This is a genomic window from Campylobacter sp. CFSAN093229 (genome assembly GCF_011068225.1).
GTDB lineage: Bacteria > Campylobacterota > Campylobacteria > Campylobacterales > Campylobacteraceae > Campylobacter_D > Campylobacter_D jejuni.
Genome location: NZ_JAAMXB010000006.1, coordinates 1 through 21,781, shown reverse-complemented (window position 1 = coordinate 21,781; position 21,781 = coordinate 1). Strand labels below are relative to the sequence as shown.

Sequence of the window (21,781 nt, the reverse complement as noted above, 5' to 3'; positions counted from 1 at the left end):
AAAAAATGAACTCAAAAACTAAACTTATTCATTGTGGCAGAGGCGATCAAGGCGCTGAAGTAAGATCAGTTAATCCTACACTTATGCGTGCATCAACCATACTTTTTAAAGATCACGCAACTTGGCAAAAATACAGAGAATTAAGAAAAACAGATCGTGTTTTAAGTTATGGAGCTAGAGGAACAACAACCAATTTTGAACTTGAAAAACTTATTTGCACTCTAGAGGGTGGTTATAGAGCACAACTTTTCCCAACAGGACTTGCAGCATTAGCTATGGTGCTTTTAAACTATGCAAGCAAAGATGCACATTTTTTAATCACCGATGCAATTTATGGGCCTGTAAGAACGATTTGCGAATTATTTTTAGACAAAATGGGAGTTGAAATTGATTTTTTAAAAGCTGATGCAAGTGATGTAGAAGAAAAAATCAAACCTAATACCAAGCTTATCTTATGTGAAAGTCCAGGTTCTATACTTTATGAAATCATAGATTTACCAAAACTTTGCAAAATTGCCCATGCGCATAATATCCCTGTAGCTATTGACAATACTTATTCTAGTGGATATTTTCTAAATCCTTTAGAACTTGGAGTGGATATTTCAGTTATCGCTGCTACAAAATATCTTAGTGGACACTCTGATGTAACCATGGGTATAGTAGTAATCAACGAAAAAGAATGGAAAAATTTTGACAAACTTCCAGAAGCTTTAGGCTTTACAACAAGTCCTGATGATGCTTACTTAGTACTTCGTGGTATGAGAACACTAGATGTAAGAATGAAAGCCCATGAAAAAAGTGCTGATGAAATTGTAGAGTTTTTACAAAGTAGAAAAGAAATTAAAACAATTTTCTATCCAAAACTCAAATCCCACCCAAATCATGAAATTTTCATGCGTGATCATAAAGGTGCAAATGGTATGATTACCATAGAATTTGCAGAAGGTTATAGCAAAGATGATGCTATTAAATTTGTAGATAAACTAGAATACTTTTCAATTGGTGCTAGCTGGGGTGGATATGAAAGCTTAGCCACCGTAACTACTCCACCTAGAACTGCAACAGATTGGAGTGCAAGAGGACCATTTGTAAGATTTCATATAGGTCTTGAAGATACTAAAGATTTAATTGCTGATTTAACACAAGCTTTTGATAGTATTAAAAAATAAGGAGATAAGATGACAGGAATTAGCGTATTTGATCATAGATTACTAGCAGACTCATGGAGCACACAGGAAATGCGTGCTATTTTTTGCGAACAAAACCGCATACAAAAATGGCTCGATGTTGAAGCAGCTTTAGCAAAAGCACAAGCAAAACTTAAAATTATCCCTAAAAAAGCAGCTGATGAGATCGCAAAAAAAGCTCATTATAAATTTATGGATATGGACTTTATCTTTGCTGAATTTAAAAAGACTAAACACCCTTTAGTTCCTACTGTAAGAGGATTAGAAAAAGCTTGCGATAATAATTTAGGCGAATATGTACATTTTGGAGTAACCACTCAAGATATCATCGATACAGGACTGGTTTTACAATTTAAAGAAGCAATGACTCTTGTAAAAAGCGAATTAAAAGCTATCGCAAAAGCCTTAGCGAAACTAGCTAAAACCCATAAAAACACTGCTATGATGGGAAGAACTTTAGCACTTCAGGCTTTGCCTATTACTTTTGGACATAAAGTGGCTATTTGGTTAAGCGAACTTGAGCGTCATTTTGAAAGAATACTTGAGCTTGAAAAAAGACTTTATGTAGGTAGTATAGTAGGTGCTGTAGGAACTAAAGCAAGTTTAAGTGATGAGTGCAATGAAGTAGAAAAACTCACTTTAGAAAATTTAGGACTTGATGTGCCTAATATTTCTTGGCAACCCGCACGTGATCGCTTTATAGAGCTTGGTTTTGTACTAGGTAATATCAACGCAACCTTTAACAAAATCGCTCATGAAATTTTAATCCTTTCGCATAATGAAATTGATGAAGTTGCAGAGCCTTTTGGCAAGGGTCAAGTAGGATCAAGCACTATGCCACATAAGAGAAATCCTGCCATAAGCGAAAATGCTGTTACTGTAAGTAATGCTTTTAAAGCAAATTTAGCAATTTTAAGCGATATAGAAAGACACGAACATGAAAGAGATGGTCAAGTTTGGAAAATGGAGTGGAAGCTTTTACCTGAAATGTTTTTAATGCTTTCTGTAGTTTTAGCAAATATGAAATTTGCTCTTAGCGATTTGGAAGTAAAAAAAGATAAGATGCTCAAAAATTTAAACACTCTTAATGGTTTTGTTTTGGCGGAGCGCATTATGTTTGCATTAAGTGATCATTATGGAAAACAACATGCTCATGAAATCGTTTATGAAAATGCAATGCTAGGCATTGAAAAACAAAAAACTTTTAAGGAAGTTTTGCTTGCTGATAAAAGAGTATCTAAAGTATTAAAAGAAAAAGAAATTGATGCTTTGCTTGATGCGACAACTTATGTAGGATATGCACCAAAACTTGTAGATGAATTTTTAGCAAAAATCAAAAATAGTGCTATTTTAAAATAGGGAAAATTATGTTTTATAGCGAAATTTTAGCAGATTTTATTTTAAACATTCGATATGAAAATATTCCTGATGTTGTTGTTCAAAGAGCTAAAGAGCTTATGCTTGATAGTTTTGGAACTGCTATAGCAGCAAGTAATGAAGAATGTGTTTTGAATACTTTTAAAACCTTTAAAAATTTAAGCACAGAAAAAAATACTTCTGTATGGATAAATGAACAAAAATTAGATCCTATATATGCTGCTATGCTTAATGGTATTGCTTCTCATGCACTAGATTTTGATGATACACATACAGAAGCTATTTTACATGCAAGTGCGATTTTAGCACCACTTTGTTTGAGTTATGGTTTTTATATTAACAAAGAGGCTCAAAAAATTATCAAAGCTTTTATTGTTGGCTGGGAAATTGCAGCTAGAGTAGGTATTGCAAGTAAAGGAACTTTTCATAAGCGTGGTTTTCATACTACTGCTATTGCTGGAATTTTTGCAAGCACAAGTGCAAGCGCAATCTTGCTAGATTTAAATAAAGAACAAATCATTAACGCTTTGGGACTTGCTGGAAGTTTTGCAAGTGGGATTAATGAATTTTTATCCAATGGTTCTAATTCTAAGGTTTTACATATAGCTAATGCTATTAAAAATGGGATTATAATCGCCCATTTTGCTAAGAATAATATGAGCGGACCTTTGAGTATTTTTGAGGGTAGGGATAATATCTTTAAATGTTTTGGTATAGAACAAGAATGTGATAAAACAGAGCTTAATAAGGCTTTGGGTGAAATTTGGCAAACTATGCAAGTTTCAATAAAACCTTATCCAAGTTGTCATTTTGCTCATGGACTAATTGATTGTGCTATTGCTTTAAAAAATGATGGCTTAAAGGCTGATGAAATTAAAAGTATTTGTTGTTTTGTAGATGAGGTTGCTGTTTCTTTTATTTGTGATCCTTTAGAGGCAAAATATACTCCAAATAGTGCTTATGAGGCTAAATTTTCTATGCCTTTTTTAATGGCTTTGGGATTTTTTGATGGCAAGATTACTCTTAAATCTTATGAAAATTTAAAGCGTAAAGAAGTACTTGATTTTGCTAAAAAAATTACTTATAAAAAAAGAAAATCTCAAGGTTTTCCAAAATATTTTCCAGGTCACTTAGAAGCTATTTTGCAAAATGGAAATATAATTCAAAAAGATGTTTTTATCAATAAAGGTAATTTTGATAATCCTTTAAATTTTGAAGAATTAAAAGCTAAATTTTTAGCCAATGCACAAATTTACCTTGATAATGCTAAAGCTAACAAAATTCTAGATCAAATCATCAATCTAGAAAATTTAAACCACTTTTCTTTTTAAATATTTATCCTTCTTTTTACAAGAAGGATAATTTCATTACACTTTTTTATTATAATATTTATTATTAATTTAGGAATTACAATGACTTTAAACGAGTTAAAAGATGGACAAAAGGCTATTATTGTCAATTTAAACGCTCACAAAGAGCTCAAAAATAGACTTTTAAGCTTTGGATTTATTAAAAATAAAAACTTGAAAAAAATTCACTCCTCTTTAAAAAATGCCACCATAATGGTAGAACTTGATACAAGTTGTGTTATCCTAAGATCTGATGAAGCTAAAACCATAGAAGTGAATCTTATATGAAAAAAATCAAAATAACCCTTGTAGGTCAGCCTAATGTAGGCAAAAGTCTTCTTATTAATGCGCTTTGCAAAGCTAATATGAAAGTAGGAAATTTTAGCGGAGTTACTATAGAAAAAGCAAGTGCAAAAACTTTTTACAAAAACTATGAATTTGAAGTCATTGATTTACCAGGAACTTATTCTTTAGATGGATATAGCGAAGAAGAAAAAATCACACGTCATTTTTTAAATCAAAATGACTATGATGTTATTGTTAATGTTTTAGATGCTACCAATTTAGAACGCAATCTTATCCTTAGTGCAGAACTTTTAAGCCTTAATAAAAAAATGCTTTTAGCTTTAAATATGTGCGATGAAGCCAAAAAAGAAGGCATAGAGCTTGACACTTCTATTTTAAGCCAAGAATTTCAAAGTCAAGTTGTTGAAATTTCAGCAAAAACAAAAGAAAATTTAGAACTTTTGCTGCAAAAAATTATTATTTTATTTGAAAGTAAATTTATTCCAAGATCCCAATTTTACACTCCGCTTTGCGAAAAAAGTCCAGAAAAAGAAGATTTATTATATTTTATTAATGAACTTTCAAAAAAAATTATCACGCACAAAAAAGAAGAAAGAAATTTAACCAAAAAAATCGATGCCTTACTTATCCATAAATTCTTTGGCTTACCTATATTTTTATTTTTAATGTGGCTTTTATTTCAACTCACCTTTAGCTTAGGACAAATTCCTATGGATTATATAGAATCGGGCTTTAATGCCTTAGGTGAATTTGTTAAAAACAATATTTCTAATACCTTTATCGCTTCAGCTTTGGCTGATGGGATTATCGCAGGTGTTGGTGCTGTGATACTTTTTTTGCCTAATATAATGATTTTATTTTTAGGCATAGCTCTTTTAGAAACCACAGGCTATATGTCAAGAGTAGCTTTTTTACTTGATGGGATTTTACATAAATTTGGTTTGCATGGTAAAAGTTTTATTCCACTAATCACTGGTTTTGGTTGTTCAGTGCCTGCTTTTATGGCTACACGCACTCTTAAGAACAAAAGAGATAGACTTTTAACTCTTTTTGTGATCAATTTTATGAGTTGTGGGGCAAGACTTCCTGTATATGTGCTTTTTATCGGTGCTTTTTTTCCAAGTGAAAAAGCAGGAAATTATCTTTTTGGAATTTATATTTTAGGTGTGATTTTAGGACTTTGTGCTGCAAAATTTTTAAGAATGACAGCATTTCGTGGACTTGATGAACCTTTTGTTATGGAAATGCCAAAATATCGTATGCCAAATTGGTATTTAGTTTGGTTTATGGTTTATAATAAAGCCAAAATGTATCTTAAAAAAGCAGGAACTTTCATACTTTTGGCCTCTTTGCTTATATGGTTTGCTAGTAATTTTCCAAAAAGTGAAGAAAATTTAAATGATTTTAATGCTCAAGAAAGAGCTATAGAACAAAGTTATTTAGGACAATTTGGCAAAAGCATAGAACCTATTTTTAAACCCCTTGAGTTAGATTGGAAATTAAGCGTATCTTTAATCAGTGGTTTGGCTGCTAAAGAAGTGATGATTTCAACTATGGGAGTGCTTTATTCACTAGGAAAAGATGTAGATGAAACAAATAATGATTTAAAAGGAATTATCGCTAAAAACATACCTATACCAAGTGCAGTGGCTTTTATTTTATTTGTAATGATTTATAATCCCTGCTTTGCAGCAACTATAGTTTTTTCAAAAGAAAGTGGAAAGCTAAAATACACTCTCTTTCTCTTTCTTTTTACCTGCACAAGTGCTTATATAGTAGCTTTTATAGGGCTTCATATTGCTAAAATTTTATTAAATTAACTTGCTTTTAATGATGAAATTTTAGTAATATTATCTTCAAAAGCTTTTAAAATACTATAAGCAATACCTTCAAAATCAAGCCCACCGCAAAGATAGATTAAAGTCATACGAAAAGATTTACTCACATCAAGCTTTGGTTTTTCAGCGTTTATATTTAACTTAAAATCATAAGGACTTGCATGTTTAAAAGCATAATTTTTTGCCGCAATTAAAAAATCATTCTTATCTTTTAAAAATGCGCCTTTAACCAAAATAAAACTCATCTCAAGATATTTCCAAAAATCTTTTGAAGGCATAGGATTTTCATCAAAATTTTGTTCTATAAAAGCATAGTTTTTTTCAAAGGATTTTTTATAATTTTCTACAAGCAAAGCACCTAATTTATTTTTAGCTATATTTTGTAAAATAAGTTTTATATTGCTTTCAAATTCAAAATCTATTTGTTCTAAAATTTTAATTTGCTCTTCTAGAAAAAATTCTTGTTTTAACTCTTCATTGCAAAGTTTAGCGTAAGAAAAAATATTTGCCATAGGCTTTTCATAATTCCCAAACTCATCCCAAAAATTTTTCTCACTACAGGCTATACAACCATGTCCTGCAGCCACTGGCCAAGAAGTTTTAGCATTGAATTTCACTTTAGGACAGTTGTTGTAAGTATAAGGTCCTTTACAACCTATCTTAAATAAACAAGCTCCATTCTTTGCAGCTTCATCGTCAAAATGTTCAGCAAAAATCCCACTTTCAAATTTCGCCTTTCTTTCACACATATCATGCAAACATTTACCATAAGCCCACACAGGACGATTTTGCTCATCAAGTTCAGGCAAAACTCCAAATAAAGCAAAAAAACTTAAAGTCGCAATGATATTTACATCACTTGGAGGACAACCTGGGATATTTACTACTTTTTGACTTAAGACTTCACTAATACCACAGGTTTTACTAGGATTTGGATAAGCAGCCTGAATACCACCATAACTTGAACAAGTACCCACTGCAAAGATAGCCTTGGCTTTAGCGGCTAGTTTTTCTAAAATTTCATAGCCACTCTCTCCTTGTGCTCCTATAGTAAGAAAAAAGGTATCAATGGCTGCAACACCACCTTCAACCGCTAAAATAAAATCTTCTTCTAAAACATACTCTAAAAGTTCTTCAGCCTTAGTGCCATTTGCCGCCATTAAAGTTTCATGATATTCTAAAGAAAAAAAATCAAAAATAAGCTCATCAAAACTTGGCAACTCAGAACGCAACAAACTCTCGCTACACCCTGTACATTCACAAAGATGAAGCCATACTAACTTTGTTTTAGGTGCGATTTGAAAAAATCTTTGAGCAAGAGCTGGAATTTCATTGCCTAAAGATAAATGCCTAGCAAGAATTTTTACACTTTCTTCATTGATAACCTTATCCTCTTTTAAAGTAGAATTTTCAAGTTTTTTAATGCGATCTTCAAGTATATTTTTTAATTTTTCATTGCTAAGCTTTGCCATTTTTTATCCTTTTTGATTATCCCAACAAAGAACAGTTTGCCCTTCTTCATTTTTTTCAACATCACCCATGCCCATGATGTTATATCCTGCATCGACATAATGTATTTCACCTGTAACACCATTTGCTAAATCGCTAAGTAAATACATAGCCGAATTTCCTACATCTTCTATACTAACATTGCGTTTTAAAGGAGAATTGATTTCATTGTATTTTAAAATCATTCTAAAATCCCCTATTCCACTTGCTGCTAAAGTTTTAATAGGACCTGCTGAAATAGCATTAACACGAATTCCTTTTACCCCTAAATCTCTTGCCAAATAACGCACAGAACTTTCAAGTGCAGCTTTTGCTACACCCATAACATTATAATGAGGTACATATTTAACCCCTCCAAGATAACTTAAAGTCAAAATCGAACCCTTATCTTTTAAAATAGGTAAAACCGCACGTGTTAAAGAAAGTAAAGAATACACAGAAGTTTGCATAGCTATATCAAAAGCTTCTTTTGAAGTTTCTAAAAAAGAATTTTCTAAAGCTTCTTTTGGAGCAAAAGCAACCGCATGCACTACAAAATCAATCTCGCCTAAATCTTTTTTGATTTTTTCAGCGATAGAATCTAAATGCTCATTATTGTTTACATCAAGCTCATAAACAAAATTAGAATTAAACTCTTGTGCTATAGGTTCTACGCGTTTTTTTAAAGCATCATTTAAAAAAGTAAAAGCAAGCTGGGCTCCTTGATCAAAACATGCTTTTGCTATGCCATAAGCAATAGATTTATTATTTGCAACCCCTACAATAAGGCCTTTTTTACCCTTCATAATCATCTTTTATCCTTTGATTAATTTTATAAAATTTTCTACTTTTAACGCTGCAGAGCCTATCAAAACTCCGCCACAATGATTTACACTTAAAATTTCTTTGATATTATTTTCATTCACACTTCCACCATAAAGCAAAGGTGCCTTGGTTAAACTCGCTAAAAATTCAAGCACTTTAGCGATATCTGTACTTTGTGCACTCACTCCCGTTCCTATAGAATAAATAGGCTCATAAGCGATAATGAGTCTTTCATAATTTAAATCAATAATTTCAAGTTGTTTTTTTAAAAACTCTAAAGTCTTGCCTGAATTTTTTGTATCTAAATTCTCACCTATACAAAAAACAATTTTATAGCCATGCTCTTTAGCGAAATCAAATTTAGCTCCAATAAGCTCTTCATCTCCTAAAGCTCTTCTTTCAGAATGCCCGATTAAAACACATTTGATCCCAAATTCGTCCAAATGTTCTTTTCCAAGCTCGCCTGTAAAAGCGCCATTAACACAAGGATAAAAATTTTGGGCTCCTTGTATGAAGTTATTTTCATTTTCTAAAAATGCTACACTAGGTGGGAAAACGATAATATCATCACATTTTGCTCCCATGGTTTTATTTAAAATTTCAGCATAAATTTTAAAGCTTGCTCTTGTGTGATTGCATTTTAAATTTGCAGCAAAGATCATTCATTTTCCTTAGATCTTAAAGCTTTTACGCCTGGAAGTTCTTTACCTTCTATAAGTTCAAGAGAAGCACCACCTCCAGTGGAAATAAAAGTCATTTCATCTGCATCACCTGCACGCGCAACCACATCAGCCGTATCACCGCCTCCAACAACAGAAGTTGCATGTCCTTCGCTGATATAATGACTCATTTTAATGCTACCTTTTGAAAATTTATCAATTTCAAAAACACCCATAGGTCCATTCCACCAAATCGTTTGCGCATCAGAAATCACCTCCTTAAAAAGTCTCACACTCGCAGGTCCTATATCTAAACCCATCCAACCATTTGGAATTTCTTGCGCTGGAACAAATTTCATCGGTGCATCTTGTGAGCATGCAGGAGCAGCTACAACGTCTACTGGAAGATAAATTTTCACTCCTAAATTTTTACCCTTGGTAAGAATTTTATTAGCTTCTTCTAAAAGTTCTTCTTCTAAAAGTGAATTTCCTATATCATAACCTAAAGCTTTTAAAAAAGTAAATGCCATACCTCCGCCTATGATTAATTTATCTACCTTTGGTAATAAATTTGTCAATGCTTGAAGTTTTCCACTTACCTTTGAACCTCCAACAACAGCGACAAAAGGACGTGCTGGATGTTTGATAAGATTGCTTGCAAAATCAATTTCTTTTTGGAGTAAAAATCCTGCGCCTTTGTGTTTTTCATCAAAAAATTTAGTAATCGCCTCTACACTAGAATGTGCTCTATGGCATACTCCAAAAGCATCATTGATATAAACTTGAACCATAGAAGCAAGTTCTTTGGCTAAATTTTCATCATTTTTAGTTTCGCCTTTTTCAAAACGCAAATTTTCAAGAAGTAAAATTTCACCCGCTTTTAAATTCATAGCTTTGGTTTTTGCATCTTCGCCGATAACATCTTTTGCCATAATAATTTCTTTATCTAAAAGTCTAGCAAGACGCTTAGCCACAGGTTCTAAAGAATATTTAGAGCTAATTTCTTTTGGACGCCCTAAATGAGAGGCTAAAATCACACTACAACCATTATCCAAACAATATCTTATCGTAGGAATAGCTGATCTTATGCGTCTATCATCAGTGATATTTAAAAAATCATCTTGAGGAACATTAAAATCACATCTTATAAAAACTTTTTTCTTAGCTAAATCAATGTCTTTTATAGAAATAATATCACTCATGATTAAGCCTTATTTGCAATATATACTGCCATATCTACTAGACGACTTGAATAGCCCCATTCATTATCATACCAAGCAATTACCTTGATAAAATCATCCGCAATCACTTGAGTTAAATCACTTGCTACAATAGCTCCATAAGAACAAGTGATAAAATCGCTTGAAACTCTTTCATCATCATCTACCATTAAAATGCCTTTTAAATTTGTAGTTGCAGCTTTTCTGAAAGCTTCATTGATTTCATCTTTGCTGACTTTACGGCTTAGTTGCGCAGTTAAATCCACGCTTGATACATCAATCACTGGCACACGCATACTTTGTCCATGAAGCTTGCCATTAAGTTCAGGCATAACAAGTTTCATAGCTTTTGCTGCGCCTGTAGAAGTTGGAATGATATTTTGCGCTGCAGCACGAGAACGGCGTTTGTCTTTAGCCTTAGCATCAATAATACTTTGTCCATTTGTATAAGCATGTATTGTTGTCATAAGTCCTTTTTCTATGCCAAAATTATCTTGTAAAACACGACAAACAGGACCTAAACAATTTGTTGTACAACTTGCATTAGAAATAATGCTTTCACCCTTGTAAAGTTCTGAATTTACTCCTAAAACATAAGTAGGTGTATCATCTTTTGCAGGAGCACTCATGATAACTTTTTGCACTCCCATATCTATAAATTCTTGACATTTTGCCATAGTTAAATGCGCCCCTGTGCACTCTAAAACAATTTGTGCGCCGTGTTTTGCAAAGTCAAGATCTTTTACATTGCGACTTTTAAATACTTTGATTTTTTTACCATTTACTACTAAATCATCACCTTCGCTATCAACACTGCCTTTAAATTCACCATGTACCGTATCGTATTTAAAAAGGTATTTTGTAAGTTCAATATCCGTAGTATCATTTATCGCCACAAGCTCAATATCATTTCTTTCTAAGATGATTCTTGCAACACATCTGCCTATGCGTCCAAAACCATTTATAGCAACTTTTACAGCCATTTAATTTCCTTTTGCAAAATATAATGTTAATATTCTACAAAAAAAAGGTTAAAATTTTAATGAAGATAGCACTTTTTGGTGGCAGTTTTGATCCACCACATAATGGACACAATAGCGTTGTTTTAGAGGCTTTGGAAATATTAGATATTGATAAGCTTATTATTATGCCTACTTATATCAATCCTTTTAAACAAAACTTTAGTGCTGATGAAAAGCAAAGATTCTTATGGGTTAAAAAACTTTGGGGACATTTTCCAAAAGTTGAAATTTGTGATTTTGAAACCAAGCAAAAACGCCCTGTTCCTAGCATAGAAAGTGTTAAGTATCTTTATAAGCTTTATAATCCTAGTAAATTTTATCTTTTAATCGGCGCAGATCATTTAGAAAAACTTCATCTTTGGCATGATTTTGAAAAACTTAATTCTTTAGTAGAATTTGTTATTGCCAATCGCAATGATATAGAAATTCCTAAGAATTTCAAAGATTTAAAAACCGATAAAAAAATCGCTTCTTCTTTCATACGCAACACTTTAAATATAAATGAAGTTTGTGAAGAAATTAAAGATGAAGTAAAAAAATATTATGAAAAATTACAAAAAAATTGATACAATTTCAAAAATTAAAGGACAATAATGCAAGAAAGAATAGATTTAATCGTTAAAATTTTAGATGAAAAAAAAGCTGAAGATATTAAAACCATTGACATGAGCGAGCAAGAATACTTTGTAAAATATGTCATTATCGCAGCTACTTTAGGAGAAAGACACGCTCTATCTTTAATCGATGAGCTTAAAACACAACTTAAAGCCAAAGGTGAGGAATTTTTAAACATAGATAGTAGTGAAGAATGGAGCGTGATTGATCTTGGCGATATTTTAATTCATCTTTTAACACCAGAACACAGAGGAATTTATAATATAGAAGAATTACTAGAAAATCTTAAAAAAGGTAGGGTTTAAAAAGGCTAAATTTAATTAGCCTTTTAATTTTTAGAGATTATCAATATATTCTTTAATTTCTTTTTTGATTTTCTCTTTTTGTTCTTTTAAAGCTTCTTTTTTAGCTTTATACTCAGCCTTACTCATATAATCTTTTTGTTCTTTTAAAGCATCAAGTTCTTTTTCGATTTTTTCCACTTCTTGTTCTTTAAGTTTTTTAGCTTCTAACTTTTTATCATAAAACATAGGATCTTTAGCACAATCATTTTGTACTTGTTTTAAAGCAAGCTCTAAGCTTAAAGTTCTAGCTGTATCATTATGTGCTTTAGAAAAACTGATTTCTTTATTGATACGATCGATTTTTCTATCACATTCACTTGCACCAAAAGCAAAGGCACACAACGAAAGTAGAACAAGTATTTTTTTCATTTTTAATTCCTTTTTAAAATAAATTTAAATCGCGAAATATTATCTCATCAATTCTTAAGCCTAGCTTTTATCTCATTAAACAAACTAAATACCGTACTTTCAAGCTCTTTTGCTCTTTCTAAAGAAGTTGCTTCAAAGCGTGTGATAAGATAAGGGCTGGTGTTAGATGCACGAAGCAAAGCCCATCCATCGCCAAAATCTATCCTAGCTCCATCGATTTCACAAAGACTTTTAACACCTTTTAAAGCTCCTTTTTCAATCTCTTTTTGAAATTCTTCCACAAATTTAAATTTTTCTTCTTCATTTACAGGAATTTTAATTTCAGGCGTAGTATAAAGTTTTGGTAAAGCTTTAATCATACTTTCTAAATCAAAACCTTTATAAACAAGTTCTAAGGCTCTTAAAAATGCGTAAATTCCATCATCATAACCAAAATATCTATGTTTAAAGAAAATATGCCCACTCACTTCAGCAGCTAAATCAATATCTTTTTCTTTCATCATTTTTTTGATATTAGAATGTCCTGTTTTTCCCATAAAAATAGTTCCAAATTTAGCCACTTCATCAAAAAGATTTTTAGAACATTTTACCTCGCCTAAAATGCGTGGACTAGGAATATTTTTAGCAAACAAATAACAAAGCTCATCCCCACAAAATACATGAGTTTTACTCAAAGCAACCATTCTATCAGCATCCCCATCAAAAGCAAAAGCTAAAGAATAATCTTGATTTTGATTTAAAAACTCTCTAATCGCACTTAAATTTTCTTCTTCTGTAGGATCTGGAGCATGGTTTGGAAACTGTCCATCAGGCTCTGCAAACATTACATGAGCTTTTAAATTTAAAGCTTTAATTAAAGGCTCTATCACCACTCCAGCCGCACCATTTGTGCAATCAACGCCAAATTTATAATTAAAATCCTTTAAAAAGCTAAATTGCTCGCACATAAATTTCACATAAAGGCTTAAAATATCGTATTTTTCTACTTCTAAATTTTCTTCAATATCATCATCTAAATGCTTATAAACTTCTTTTGAAAACTCTTTTAATTCCACGCCAAAAAAACTTTCTTTATTGATAGTGATTTTAAAACCATTATAATCTTTTGGGTTATGAGAGCCTGTTATCATAACATTTGCATCAAATTTCAAGCCCTCATAAAGACTAAAATATCCCAATGGAGTTGGTACAAGCCCTATATCATAGATTTTTATTCCCGCTTTGTTAAGTCCACTCACTAGATAATTAAAAAGTTCATTTGCACTATATCTTGCATCATAGCCCACACTTACATTTTTACAGCCTTTATTTAGCATGGTTTGTCCCAAGCAAAAACCTATAGCCTTAACACTTTTTTCATTTAATTCTTTGCCATAAAGCCCTCTTATATCATATTCTCTAAAAATCACATCTAACATTTTTTTCCTTCAAATTCATCTCTTCTTTGACCTAAATTTATCGTTTTTCTAAAGCAAATTTGGATAGAAAAGAAATTTTTGCTACAATTTTACATTAATTTCACTAAATGAAGGAAAATTTATGGATGAAGAATTAGAAAACGAAGAAACGAAAAAGAAAAAAGGCGGTTCACTTGTAATTATTATTGTTATTTTACTTTTTGTTTTACTTCTTAGTATTATGGGAGTAATTGCTTGGCTTATTTCAAGCAGTTCAAGTGATGAAAGTGAAGTCAAAGAAGCTCCAAAAGAAGAGGCAAAAACTGATAAACCTAAAGTTTCAGCTCCTACTCAGCGAGGTAGTGATTTTGCTAATATAGGTCCTATGTATCCACTTGATCCTTTTACCCTAAATTTACTTAGTGATAGTGGTTCAAGATATGTAAAATGCACTATAGAACTAGAACAAAATAGCGAACTTTTAAAACCTGAACTTGACAAAAAAGTTCCAGTGATCCGTGATATTATTATTCGTACATTAACAGCTAAAACTTTTGAAGAAGTAAGTACGCAAAAAGGCAAAGAACGTTTAAAAGATGAGCTAGTTGGAAAAATCAATGAAATTTTAACCGATGGCTTTATTAAAAATGTTTATTTTACGGATTTTGTAGTTTCTTAAATGCGTGTAGGCTGTGATATCATCGCCATTTCTAGGATAGAAAAAATTCATTCTAGACATGGCAAAAATTTTTTGGATAAATTTCTAAGCCCAAAAGAACAAATACTCATTAAAAATCCAGCAACTCTGGCAGGTCTTTGGGCTGCTAAAGAAGCCGCTAGCAAGGCTTTAGGTGTTGGAATTTGTGAATTATGCAGTTTTTTTGATATTGAAATATCAAAAGATGAAAAAAACGCGCCTAAATTAAAATATTCTCAAAAAATTACAAAAGATTTTAATATCACTCAAACTTCCCTAAGTATTTCTCATGATAATGGTTTTGCTATAGCCATAGTGGCTATAGTTTGATTATTTTCCTATAGTTTGCTTGTCTAAATTTCTTGAAAGTATGAAATCCACCACAGGTTGTTCTCTTTTGTTTGCTCTTTTGCAATGATCTTTTTGAAAAAAATCTGTGATTTTTATAACAATCCTTGCCCATTTTTTGCGATTTCTTTCACGCCACGCATGAGAAGAAACGCTCTCCCAAGCATAGCCATTAAATAAGCTTGCATTTACAAAATGATCTAAGGCTCTAACACCATGTCTTGCTCGTGCAGTATTAAAAAAAGTTCCTATAATCACAATAAAAAGATATCCTAAAACTGCTAAAGGTACTATCGCACAAAGCAGAATAGTCCCTGCTAATTTTTCTTTTAAGCTTCCTTTTAAGGTGCGTTTTACACGACGACGAAAATTGGCGCGAATTTTAGTTCTAACTCTTTTCATAGCTTTCTTTTGCTAAATTTTATCCTCATACCATTAGCCGAACGCACTGTTAAACGCCCTACTACATCAGGTACAAAACCTTCTTCAAGTTCTAATTTGTAAGTTTTTAAAATATTAGCCAAAATCAAAATCGCTTCTTGCATAGCAAAACCTTGTCCTATACAAATTCTTTCCCCTACCCCAAAAGGCAAATAAGCATCTTTTTTGTATTCTCCCTCAAAACGAGAAGGATTAAATCCATGTGGATTTGTCCAAAATTCTTCATGTCTGTGTATCAGCCAAGGAGCAATCACCACCCCAGAACCTTTTTTAATAAGCTTATCTCTAACTTGGGTATCTTTTTTTGCCTCTCTTGCAAAAAATCCAACAGGAGGATAAAGCCTTAAAGATTCTTTAAAAATATTTGTTAAGTATTTAAACTGTCTTAGATGCGAAATTTCAATGGCTCCACCCTGTAAAACCTGAGTAATCTCCTCATAAGCTTTTTCTTGCTCCTTAGGATAAAGACTAAGCAAATAAAGCGTCCATGTCAAAGAACTTGCTGTAGTTTCATGTCCTGCTAAAAAAAGCATAGCTACTTGATCTAAAATTTCCTCAAAAGAAAAACGCTTATTCGTATCCGCATCCACTACTAAAAGCAAAGATCCTAAAATATCTTCAAATTCTGCATTATCTGCCATATCATATCTTGGTTTTATGATGTCACTTAAAACCTGTCTGATCACATCTCCAGCCTTAGCACGCTTACGATCTCCTAATACATAAGAAAGCCATTTTGGAAAACGAAACATACGACGCATGGCTGTATGCACGCTTTGCTCTTGAAAAGTCACAAAGGCATTTAAGATTTTTTTACCTTTTTCCTCATCGAGTTTTGAAGACATAATGGTGCGAAAAATCACATCAGCGGTAATAAAAGTCATAGCTTCATCTACTTCAATAACAGCATGATTTGGATACTTGCTAAAACGATCCATCATATCTGCCACAGCTTCACTCATAAGATTAAACACTTTATTGATACGAGTCATTTCAAAACTTGGACGCAAAAGCTCTCTTTGCTTTTTCCAAACTTCACCATTTGTAGTAAAAATGCTCTCTCCTAAAAGCGGACTTAAAAGCTCATGCAAAAATGCACTTTTAGGAAATTCTCTAACCTCATCAACCATCATTCTTTTAACTTCTTTAGTATCATTTATAACATAAAGATCAAAATTTGGCATCTTCACATAACCTGTTTGCATTTTATAACTACGCTCATAAAGCCCATCAAGCCAAGATCTACGCTTTAACAAAAAAGTTAAAAGTGTAGAAGCCTTATTTTTATAAGGTTTTGGAAAAAAGGGACATTCACTCATATTTTTACCTTTTCTTCTAAAAATTTAGGCATTATGATAAAAGAAAAAAAATCATAATCACCTTTAACACTAATACTATAAAGATATAAAAAGTGCGCTTTGTTTTTATCTCTTTTTATTTTTTTATACTCATGTTTTTCATATAAAGTGTGAAATTTAGCACTTAAAAATGGGGGTGTAAATTTAGCATTTACGCCACTCGTACGGAAAAAATCCACTTGAGGAAAACATGCTCCATCAATAATCGATGTGTAATCATACCATTTCAAATCAAACCTTGAAACAAATTCAAGCTTCTTTCTAAATTCATCTGCTTTTTTTTGATAACTCACTAAAGGTATGCATTCTCCTAAAGTAAGAATTTTTAATTTACGAAGTAAAGATAAATCTAAATTTTGTCTTAAAATACACTCCAAAACTTCTATACAAACTATAGTTCCAACACTATGCGCTACTAAAATAAGCTCATAATCTTGCTTGCTTTCGTTTTGTTTTAACTTATCTACTATAGTATTTGCAAAAAGCTTGATTCTTTCTTGTATAGTGCCTATTTTTTTATCTTGCCAAGTAGCACAAAAAGCACAAATTCTTGCTATCCAAAATACAGCTAATTTCTTACCTAATTTAAATAAAAAATGATTTAGCAAAAATCCTAAAAAACATCCTATGATGATAGCTAAAGAAAAATGCATATAATTTTGCAAAAAAGCAAAACTTCCAAAAGCTAAAACCAAAGAAAATAGTAAAGAAAATAACACATAAAAAAAAGGATAATAACCTGTGATAAGTTGATAAATCGACTCTTTACCAAATTTGATAAAAAGTCCTGTGATAGTATAAATTCTAAAAAAACTATAACAATCCGCTAAGGCATCTTTGTAATTTTCCGACCAATTTTTCTTAACAATATCATTCCATGTTAAAAAATGATATTTAGTTTGTACTCCTTCGCACGAAATTTGAAAAAAAGGAAATTGCTCATTTTTTTCAATTTTACTTAAATCAGTCTTAATGTTAAAAGCATGAGAATAATCTTTTAGGTTTTTTTTAAATAAATCGTAATAAAATCTATAACTTTTAGGATCATATCCTGCTATATAAAATACTTCCCTATCCATACAATAATTTCTTTTTGCTTTTAATTATAACAACTTTGCTTTAAAAGCTCTCTTAATCAAAGCTTTTTAGTCTTATTTGTCTAAAAAGAAATTTTTATAAAAATTGCCGTTGAATTGGTTAGTTTGTAAAAGATATTTCTTAAAATTACACACCAAAACAGGATTGGGTTTATAAGCATGAGCTTCACGCCAAAAAAATTGAAGTTTCTTTGGATAAGATAAGCCTTCAAAATCATAAAAAGCATTGCCACAAACCTTAGTCGGACAGCCTTCTAAAATAGCACTAAGGCCTACTGTTGAATTTATAGTAATACAACCTAAAGCCTTTCTTAAAAGAACTGGCAAGTGGGTATCATGAACATATAAAACCCTTCCTTCTACATGATATTTTTGACTTAAATCGTTTATGAGTTTAGAATAATTCTTATAGCCCCTATCCATGGGATGGTGTTTAAAAACTAGATAAGATTTAGCTCTTGCATGATTTGCAAAAGAAAGTATGGTTTCCTCTATAAAGTGCTCTATGCTTTTTTTGTAATGATATTTAATTTGCGTATCGCTATAAACTTGTAAAATCGCCAAAAAGTACTTTTTTTCTAAATTATAAATCTTTTCATTTAGTTTTTTTTCTGTAATCTTATAAAGATACTTTCTATACAATGATCTAAACCAAAATAAAAATTCAAAAGGATATAAAGTGCGATGATGAAGTTTGTTATTAAAAAATGGAGCCAAAATAAAAGCAAACAACCAATACAAAAAAGCATCAAAAGCCATAAATTTAAATCCACCTGGAATTTCTTTTATGCTTTCTTTGGTAAAAATATTTTGAGAAAGATAAAAATTTTTATCACGCGGTAAGGAAGAATTTGCATTCACTCCATCTTTTTCCAAAGTAATACAATAAGGCCTTAAATATCCTTCCTCAAAAATCCATATTTCAATTCCTAATTCTTTAGCCACTTTAATAGCCTTGGCATGTATAATGCGACAATCGTTATACATTAAAATAGCATCGATTTTTTTGCTTTGAAAAAAATCTCTATAGAAATTTTCAAGATCTTTTTCATCGCACTTACACCTAGTCCCACTAGGATAGAAAAAAAAATCTCCACCGTTAAAATTGAGTTTAAAAACTTTGGTTTGGTTTTTTTTCATTTTCATTGCAAGATGATGAAAAAAATTTCCCACAGGCCCTTGCAAGAGTAAAACATTTTTACCGCTAAATTCTTTTTTAATTTTAGTGCTAAATCTCATTTCTTTGCTAAAAATTCATAAAATCTTCTTATTTTTCTAAGCATAAAAGTTTTAAAATCTATTGCCAATTTTATATGTTTTTTTGAAAAATAATCTTTTTGTAAATTTAGCATTATATCTAAACAAACTTCAATTTCACATAAAGTTTTTGTTTTAGGATTTATATATCTTGGATATGTGATCAAAGCACCTGCTACAAGCTCCTCTGGGCTTAGTTTTCTTGTTCTTCTTTTGCATTTATGTTTATCTTTTGTTAAACCCCAGCCCGCATAAAAAGGCATACCATAAGTAAAAACTTTTTTAGCTCTTAAAAGAGCATCAAAACCACTTGTAGAAGTAATAGTGTGAATTTCATCAGCAATTTTTATAGCACTATCGATACTGCAATCTTTTACAATCTCATCACAAAATTCCAAGATGCGTGTTTCATCTTTTAAACCCACACGGTTGCCACTTAACACATCAGGATGGGGTTTAAAGATGATATAAGCATCTTGATTTTTAGAACGTACCTCCTTAAGCAAATCAAGAGTAGATAAGCCAAAACCTCCTAAAATCATCGAAGCATCATCTTCAACTTGAGCAGGGATTAAAATAATCTTTTGTCCTATTTTAGCATTGATCTTTAAGTCTTCATGCTTTAAACCATTATATTTTGAAAAGCGGTTCTCAAGTAAGATTTTTATAATATTTTTTGCCCTATTTAGTATATTTTCATCAAAGATTTCGTTTTGTAAAAGCTCTTCTAGTTTACTTGGTTTATTTGGATCTATATAAAGTCCTTTATCATCAACGATTAAAGAAAAAGGACGAGTAAGATCAGAACCTAGAGAAATCGAGCGAATAAAGCCATCTTCAACTAAAGAAACTTTAGGACTAAAATTAGTTAAATTTTGCTCTTTTGCCTTTGTTAAAAGCAAATTTTTAAGAGTATTTTCATCATATTTTTTACCCCAAATGAAAAATTTATCATTTTCTTTAAGTTTATATCCAGCTAAAGATTTTAAAGAATTTAAAAAAATAATTTCATTATTTTTAGCCTTAAAGAAAGGCTTGATAAAATGCCTTTTCCATAAGGTAAAGCCTAGCATAAAAAGCCTGTTAGAATTTGCCTTTTCTATATCTTTATATTTTGCTAAAGTTTGAATAGTATCAAAAATATTACTTTTTTGATTTAAATAAGGATTAAAATATTCGCTATAAAGTATATAAGCAGCATAGAAAACTTCTTCTAAGTTTCTTTTTCGTATCCTTCTTTTACACTCTAATTTATCTTTTGTTAGACCCCAGCCCGCATAAAAAGGCATGCCATAACAAATACACTCACATTCTTGCATCAAAGCTTCAAAACCCATACCAGAAGTTTTGGTATAAACCTTATCAAAAAACTCAAGCAAGGCTATGGGATTAAAATTTTCAGTGATTAAAATACATTCTTTAGGTAAGGAATTTAAATCTAAATCACTTTGTTTTTTACCACTTAAAACATCTGGATGGGTTTTTATATAAATTTTAGATTTAGGATTTTCTTTTATGGCATCTTTTATCATATCAAGGGTTTTAAAATCTTTAGCAAGCCCAAATTCAAGAGAGGCATCATTGGCCGTTTGGGTGATAATTAAAACCCTTTTTTCATCTTTTTGAAAATAATCATCTGGGATATCAAGATTGTTATTATACTTGCTAATTTTATATTTTTTAATAAGCTCTATAGCTTTTTTAGCTTGTTTGATTTCTTCATCTTTAAATTCATAAGCATTTAAAAGATTTTCAAGCTTTGAAGGCATTGTTGCATCATAATAAATGCCTATATCATCTTTAATTATAGAAAAACTTGGGCTATTTTCAACCCCTAAGTTTAATGAGCGGATAAATCCATCTTCTAAAAGTATGAATTTAGTCTTATATTTTTTAGCAAAATTCATAGCTTTTAAACCTGATTTTTTGCGTCCCCAACCAAAGAAAAGATCATCTTTGTTGATTTTTAAATTTTTCTTATATAAAGAAATGATATAAAAATTTCTAACATTAGCGATAAGTTTTTTTGATGTTGAGTAATACTTCACAATGCCAATTTCTTTATTATAAGTTCAACTTTTTCTTCTAAATTATTTCGACAAGAATTATTGATCACTAAATCAGCACCTGGTTTATCAAATTCTATATCAACACCAACTACATTATCAATTTCTTTATTTAAAGCCTTAGTATAAAGCCCTTTTTGATCTCTTTGCATTAATTCATGCATATCGCATTCTATATAAATTTGATAATAATTTTTTAATTGCTTTCTATTGTAATCATAAATCTCATTAAACATTGAAATCGTAGTGACAATAACTATCATACCTTGATCGTTTAAAAATTTTGCAAATTTAGCTCTTTTCAAAGCCATATCTATGCGACCTTGTCTATCGTATGCATAATGTCCTAATATTTCTCTTAACTCATCTCCATCGAGATAAATAAGGTTTTTATATTTTAGCTTTAATTTTTCATACAAAGCTTGACCTATAGTTGTTTTTCCGCTTCCAGCTAAACCAGTAAGCCAAATAATATAAGGACTATTTATCAATTTGCACCTCTAAATCACTCATAAAATCAA

General features: G+C 31.1%; 20 protein-coding genes and 2 pseudogenes. 9 read left to right on the top strand and 13 right to left on the bottom strand.

The features are described from left to right. Positions 1-5 precede the first annotated feature (5 nt). The 5 genes and pseudogenes from FBE93_RS03845 to feoB form a co-directional block, all read left to right on the top strand. A complete protein-coding gene (locus FBE93_RS03845; protein WP_002871981.1) occupies positions 6-1,169 on the top strand; it encodes a PLP-dependent aspartate aminotransferase family protein in 1,164 nt (387 codons plus the stop codon). Between the two features lie 9 nt (positions 1,170-1,178). After that, positions 1,179-2,546: an adenylosuccinate lyase gene (gene purB / locus FBE93_RS03840; protein ID WP_002932567.1), complete on the top strand. Its 1,368-nt coding sequence runs from the start codon at positions 1,179-1,181 to the stop codon at positions 2,544-2,546. Positions 2,547-2,554: 8 nt separating this feature from the next. Continuing rightward, positions 2,555-3,895 (top strand): MmgE/PrpD family protein, encoded by a 1,341-nt coding sequence (locus FBE93_RS03835; RefSeq protein WP_002932566.1) that lies wholly within the window; start codon positions 2,555-2,557, stop codon positions 3,893-3,895. Between the two features lie 81 nt (positions 3,896-3,976). Beyond that, positions 3,977-4,201, top strand: a complete 225-nt coding sequence (locus tag FBE93_RS03830) for a ferrous iron transport protein A (protein ID WP_002779147.1) — start codon at positions 3,977-3,979, stop codon at positions 4,199-4,201. Then, positions 4,198-5,874 (top strand): annotated as a pseudogene (gene feoB, locus FBE93_RS03825) (ferrous iron transport protein B); the annotation flags it as partial. The gene FBE93_RS03830 and the pseudogene feoB, both read left to right, overlap by 4 nt. 161 nt (positions 5,875-6,035) lie before the next feature. Here the strand turns inward: feoB and FBE93_RS03820 are convergent. The 5 genes from FBE93_RS03820 to gap are packed head-to-tail and all read right to left on the bottom strand — an operon-like array spanning position 6,036 to position 11,232. Then, entirely contained in the window at positions 6,036-7,529 is a 1,494-nt protein-coding gene (locus FBE93_RS03820) for a hydrogenase small subunit (RefSeq protein WP_002932564.1), read from the bottom strand. 3 nt (positions 7,530-7,532) lie between these two features. Next, complete coding sequence (fabI, locus tag FBE93_RS03815) at positions 7,533-8,357, bottom strand: enoyl-ACP reductase FabI (protein ID WP_002887956.1); 825 nt, start codon at positions 8,355-8,357, stop codon at positions 7,533-7,535. Between the two features lie 3 nt (positions 8,358-8,360). Then, on the bottom strand, positions 8,361-9,032 hold the full coding sequence (locus FBE93_RS03810; protein ID WP_002932563.1) for a triose-phosphate isomerase: 672 nt from the start codon (positions 9,030-9,032) through the stop codon (positions 8,361-8,363). Beyond that, entirely contained in the window at positions 9,029-10,231 is a 1,203-nt protein-coding gene (locus FBE93_RS03805; protein WP_002783833.1) for a phosphoglycerate kinase, read from the bottom strand. The genes FBE93_RS03810 and FBE93_RS03805 overlap by 4 nt, the downstream gene beginning before the upstream one ends. Positions 10,232-10,233: 2 nt before the next feature. Then, positions 10,234-11,232 (bottom strand): type I glyceraldehyde-3-phosphate dehydrogenase, encoded by a 999-nt coding sequence (gap, locus tag FBE93_RS03800; RefSeq protein WP_002868484.1) that lies wholly within the window; start codon positions 11,230-11,232, stop codon positions 10,234-10,236. A 59-nt stretch (positions 11,233-11,291) separates the two neighbouring features. Between gap and nadD the strand changes: the two genes are divergently transcribed. Further along, on the top strand, positions 11,292-11,837 hold the full coding sequence (gene nadD / locus FBE93_RS08405) for a nicotinate (nicotinamide) nucleotide adenylyltransferase (RefSeq protein ID WP_002932561.1): 546 nt from the start codon (positions 11,292-11,294) through the stop codon (positions 11,835-11,837). Positions 11,838-11,864: 27 nt separating this feature from the next. Next, positions 11,865-12,191, top strand: a complete 327-nt coding sequence (rsfS, locus tag FBE93_RS08400) for a ribosome silencing factor (RefSeq protein ID WP_002855339.1) — start codon at positions 11,865-11,867, stop codon at positions 12,189-12,191. 30 nt (positions 12,192-12,221) lie between these two features. Here rsfS and FBE93_RS03790 read toward each other — a convergent pair whose 3' ends face one another. Together FBE93_RS03790 and pgmL are read right to left on the bottom strand one after the other, a co-directional pair. Next, positions 12,222-12,599: a DUF1090 family protein gene (locus tag FBE93_RS03790; RefSeq protein WP_002932559.1), complete on the bottom strand. Its 378-nt coding sequence runs from the start codon at positions 12,597-12,599 to the stop codon at positions 12,222-12,224. 47 nt (positions 12,600-12,646) lie between these two features. Further along, positions 12,647-14,036, bottom strand: a pseudogene (gene pgmL / locus FBE93_RS03785) (phosphoglucosamine mutase PgmL). 102 nt (positions 14,037-14,138) lie between these two features. Here pgmL and fliL point away from each other — a divergent pair. Beyond that, on the top strand, positions 14,139-14,675 hold the full coding sequence (gene fliL, locus FBE93_RS03780; protein WP_002868488.1) for a flagellar basal body-associated protein FliL: 537 nt from the start codon (positions 14,139-14,141) through the stop codon (positions 14,673-14,675). Continuing rightward, positions 14,676-15,023 carry a holo-ACP synthase gene (gene acpS, locus FBE93_RS03775; protein WP_002825806.1) on the top strand — a complete coding sequence of 116 codons (348 nt, stop codon included), beginning with the start codon at positions 14,676-14,678 and terminating at the stop codon, positions 15,021-15,023. Here acpS and FBE93_RS03770 read toward each other — a convergent pair whose 3' ends face one another. The 6 genes from FBE93_RS03770 to FBE93_RS03745 form a co-directional block, all read right to left on the bottom strand. Continuing rightward, positions 15,024-15,443 carry a hypothetical protein gene (locus FBE93_RS03770; protein ID WP_165434189.1) on the bottom strand — a complete coding sequence of 140 codons (420 nt, stop codon included), beginning with the start codon at positions 15,441-15,443 and terminating at the stop codon, positions 15,024-15,026. Continuing rightward, on the bottom strand, positions 15,440-16,801 hold the full coding sequence (locus FBE93_RS03765; protein ID WP_002890764.1) for a cytochrome P450: 1,362 nt from the start codon (positions 16,799-16,801) through the stop codon (positions 15,440-15,442). Before FBE93_RS03765 ends, FBE93_RS03770 begins: the two co-directional genes overlap by 4 nt. Next, positions 16,798-17,919 carry a hypothetical protein gene (locus tag FBE93_RS03760; protein ID WP_002932553.1) on the bottom strand — a complete coding sequence of 374 codons (1,122 nt, stop codon included), beginning with the start codon at positions 17,917-17,919 and terminating at the stop codon, positions 16,798-16,800. The genes FBE93_RS03765 and FBE93_RS03760 overlap by 4 nt, the downstream gene beginning before the upstream one ends. 72 nt (positions 17,920-17,991) lie before the next feature. Beyond that, positions 17,992-19,176: a capsule polysaccharide modification protein KpsS gene (gene kpsS, locus FBE93_RS03755; protein ID WP_002932552.1), complete on the bottom strand. Its 1,185-nt coding sequence runs from the start codon at positions 19,174-19,176 to the stop codon at positions 17,992-17,994. Further along, positions 19,173-21,242, bottom strand: a complete 2,070-nt coding sequence (locus tag FBE93_RS03750; RefSeq protein WP_002932550.1) for a capsular polysaccharide biosynthesis protein — start codon at positions 21,240-21,242, stop codon at positions 19,173-19,175. The genes kpsS and FBE93_RS03750 overlap by 4 nt, the downstream gene beginning before the upstream one ends. Next, positions 21,239-21,751: a cytidine diphosphoramidate kinase gene (locus FBE93_RS03745; RefSeq protein WP_165434188.1), complete on the bottom strand. Its 513-nt coding sequence runs from the start codon at positions 21,749-21,751 to the stop codon at positions 21,239-21,241. Before FBE93_RS03745 ends, FBE93_RS03750 begins: the two co-directional genes overlap by 4 nt. Between the last annotated feature and the right edge of the window lie 30 nt (positions 21,752-21,781).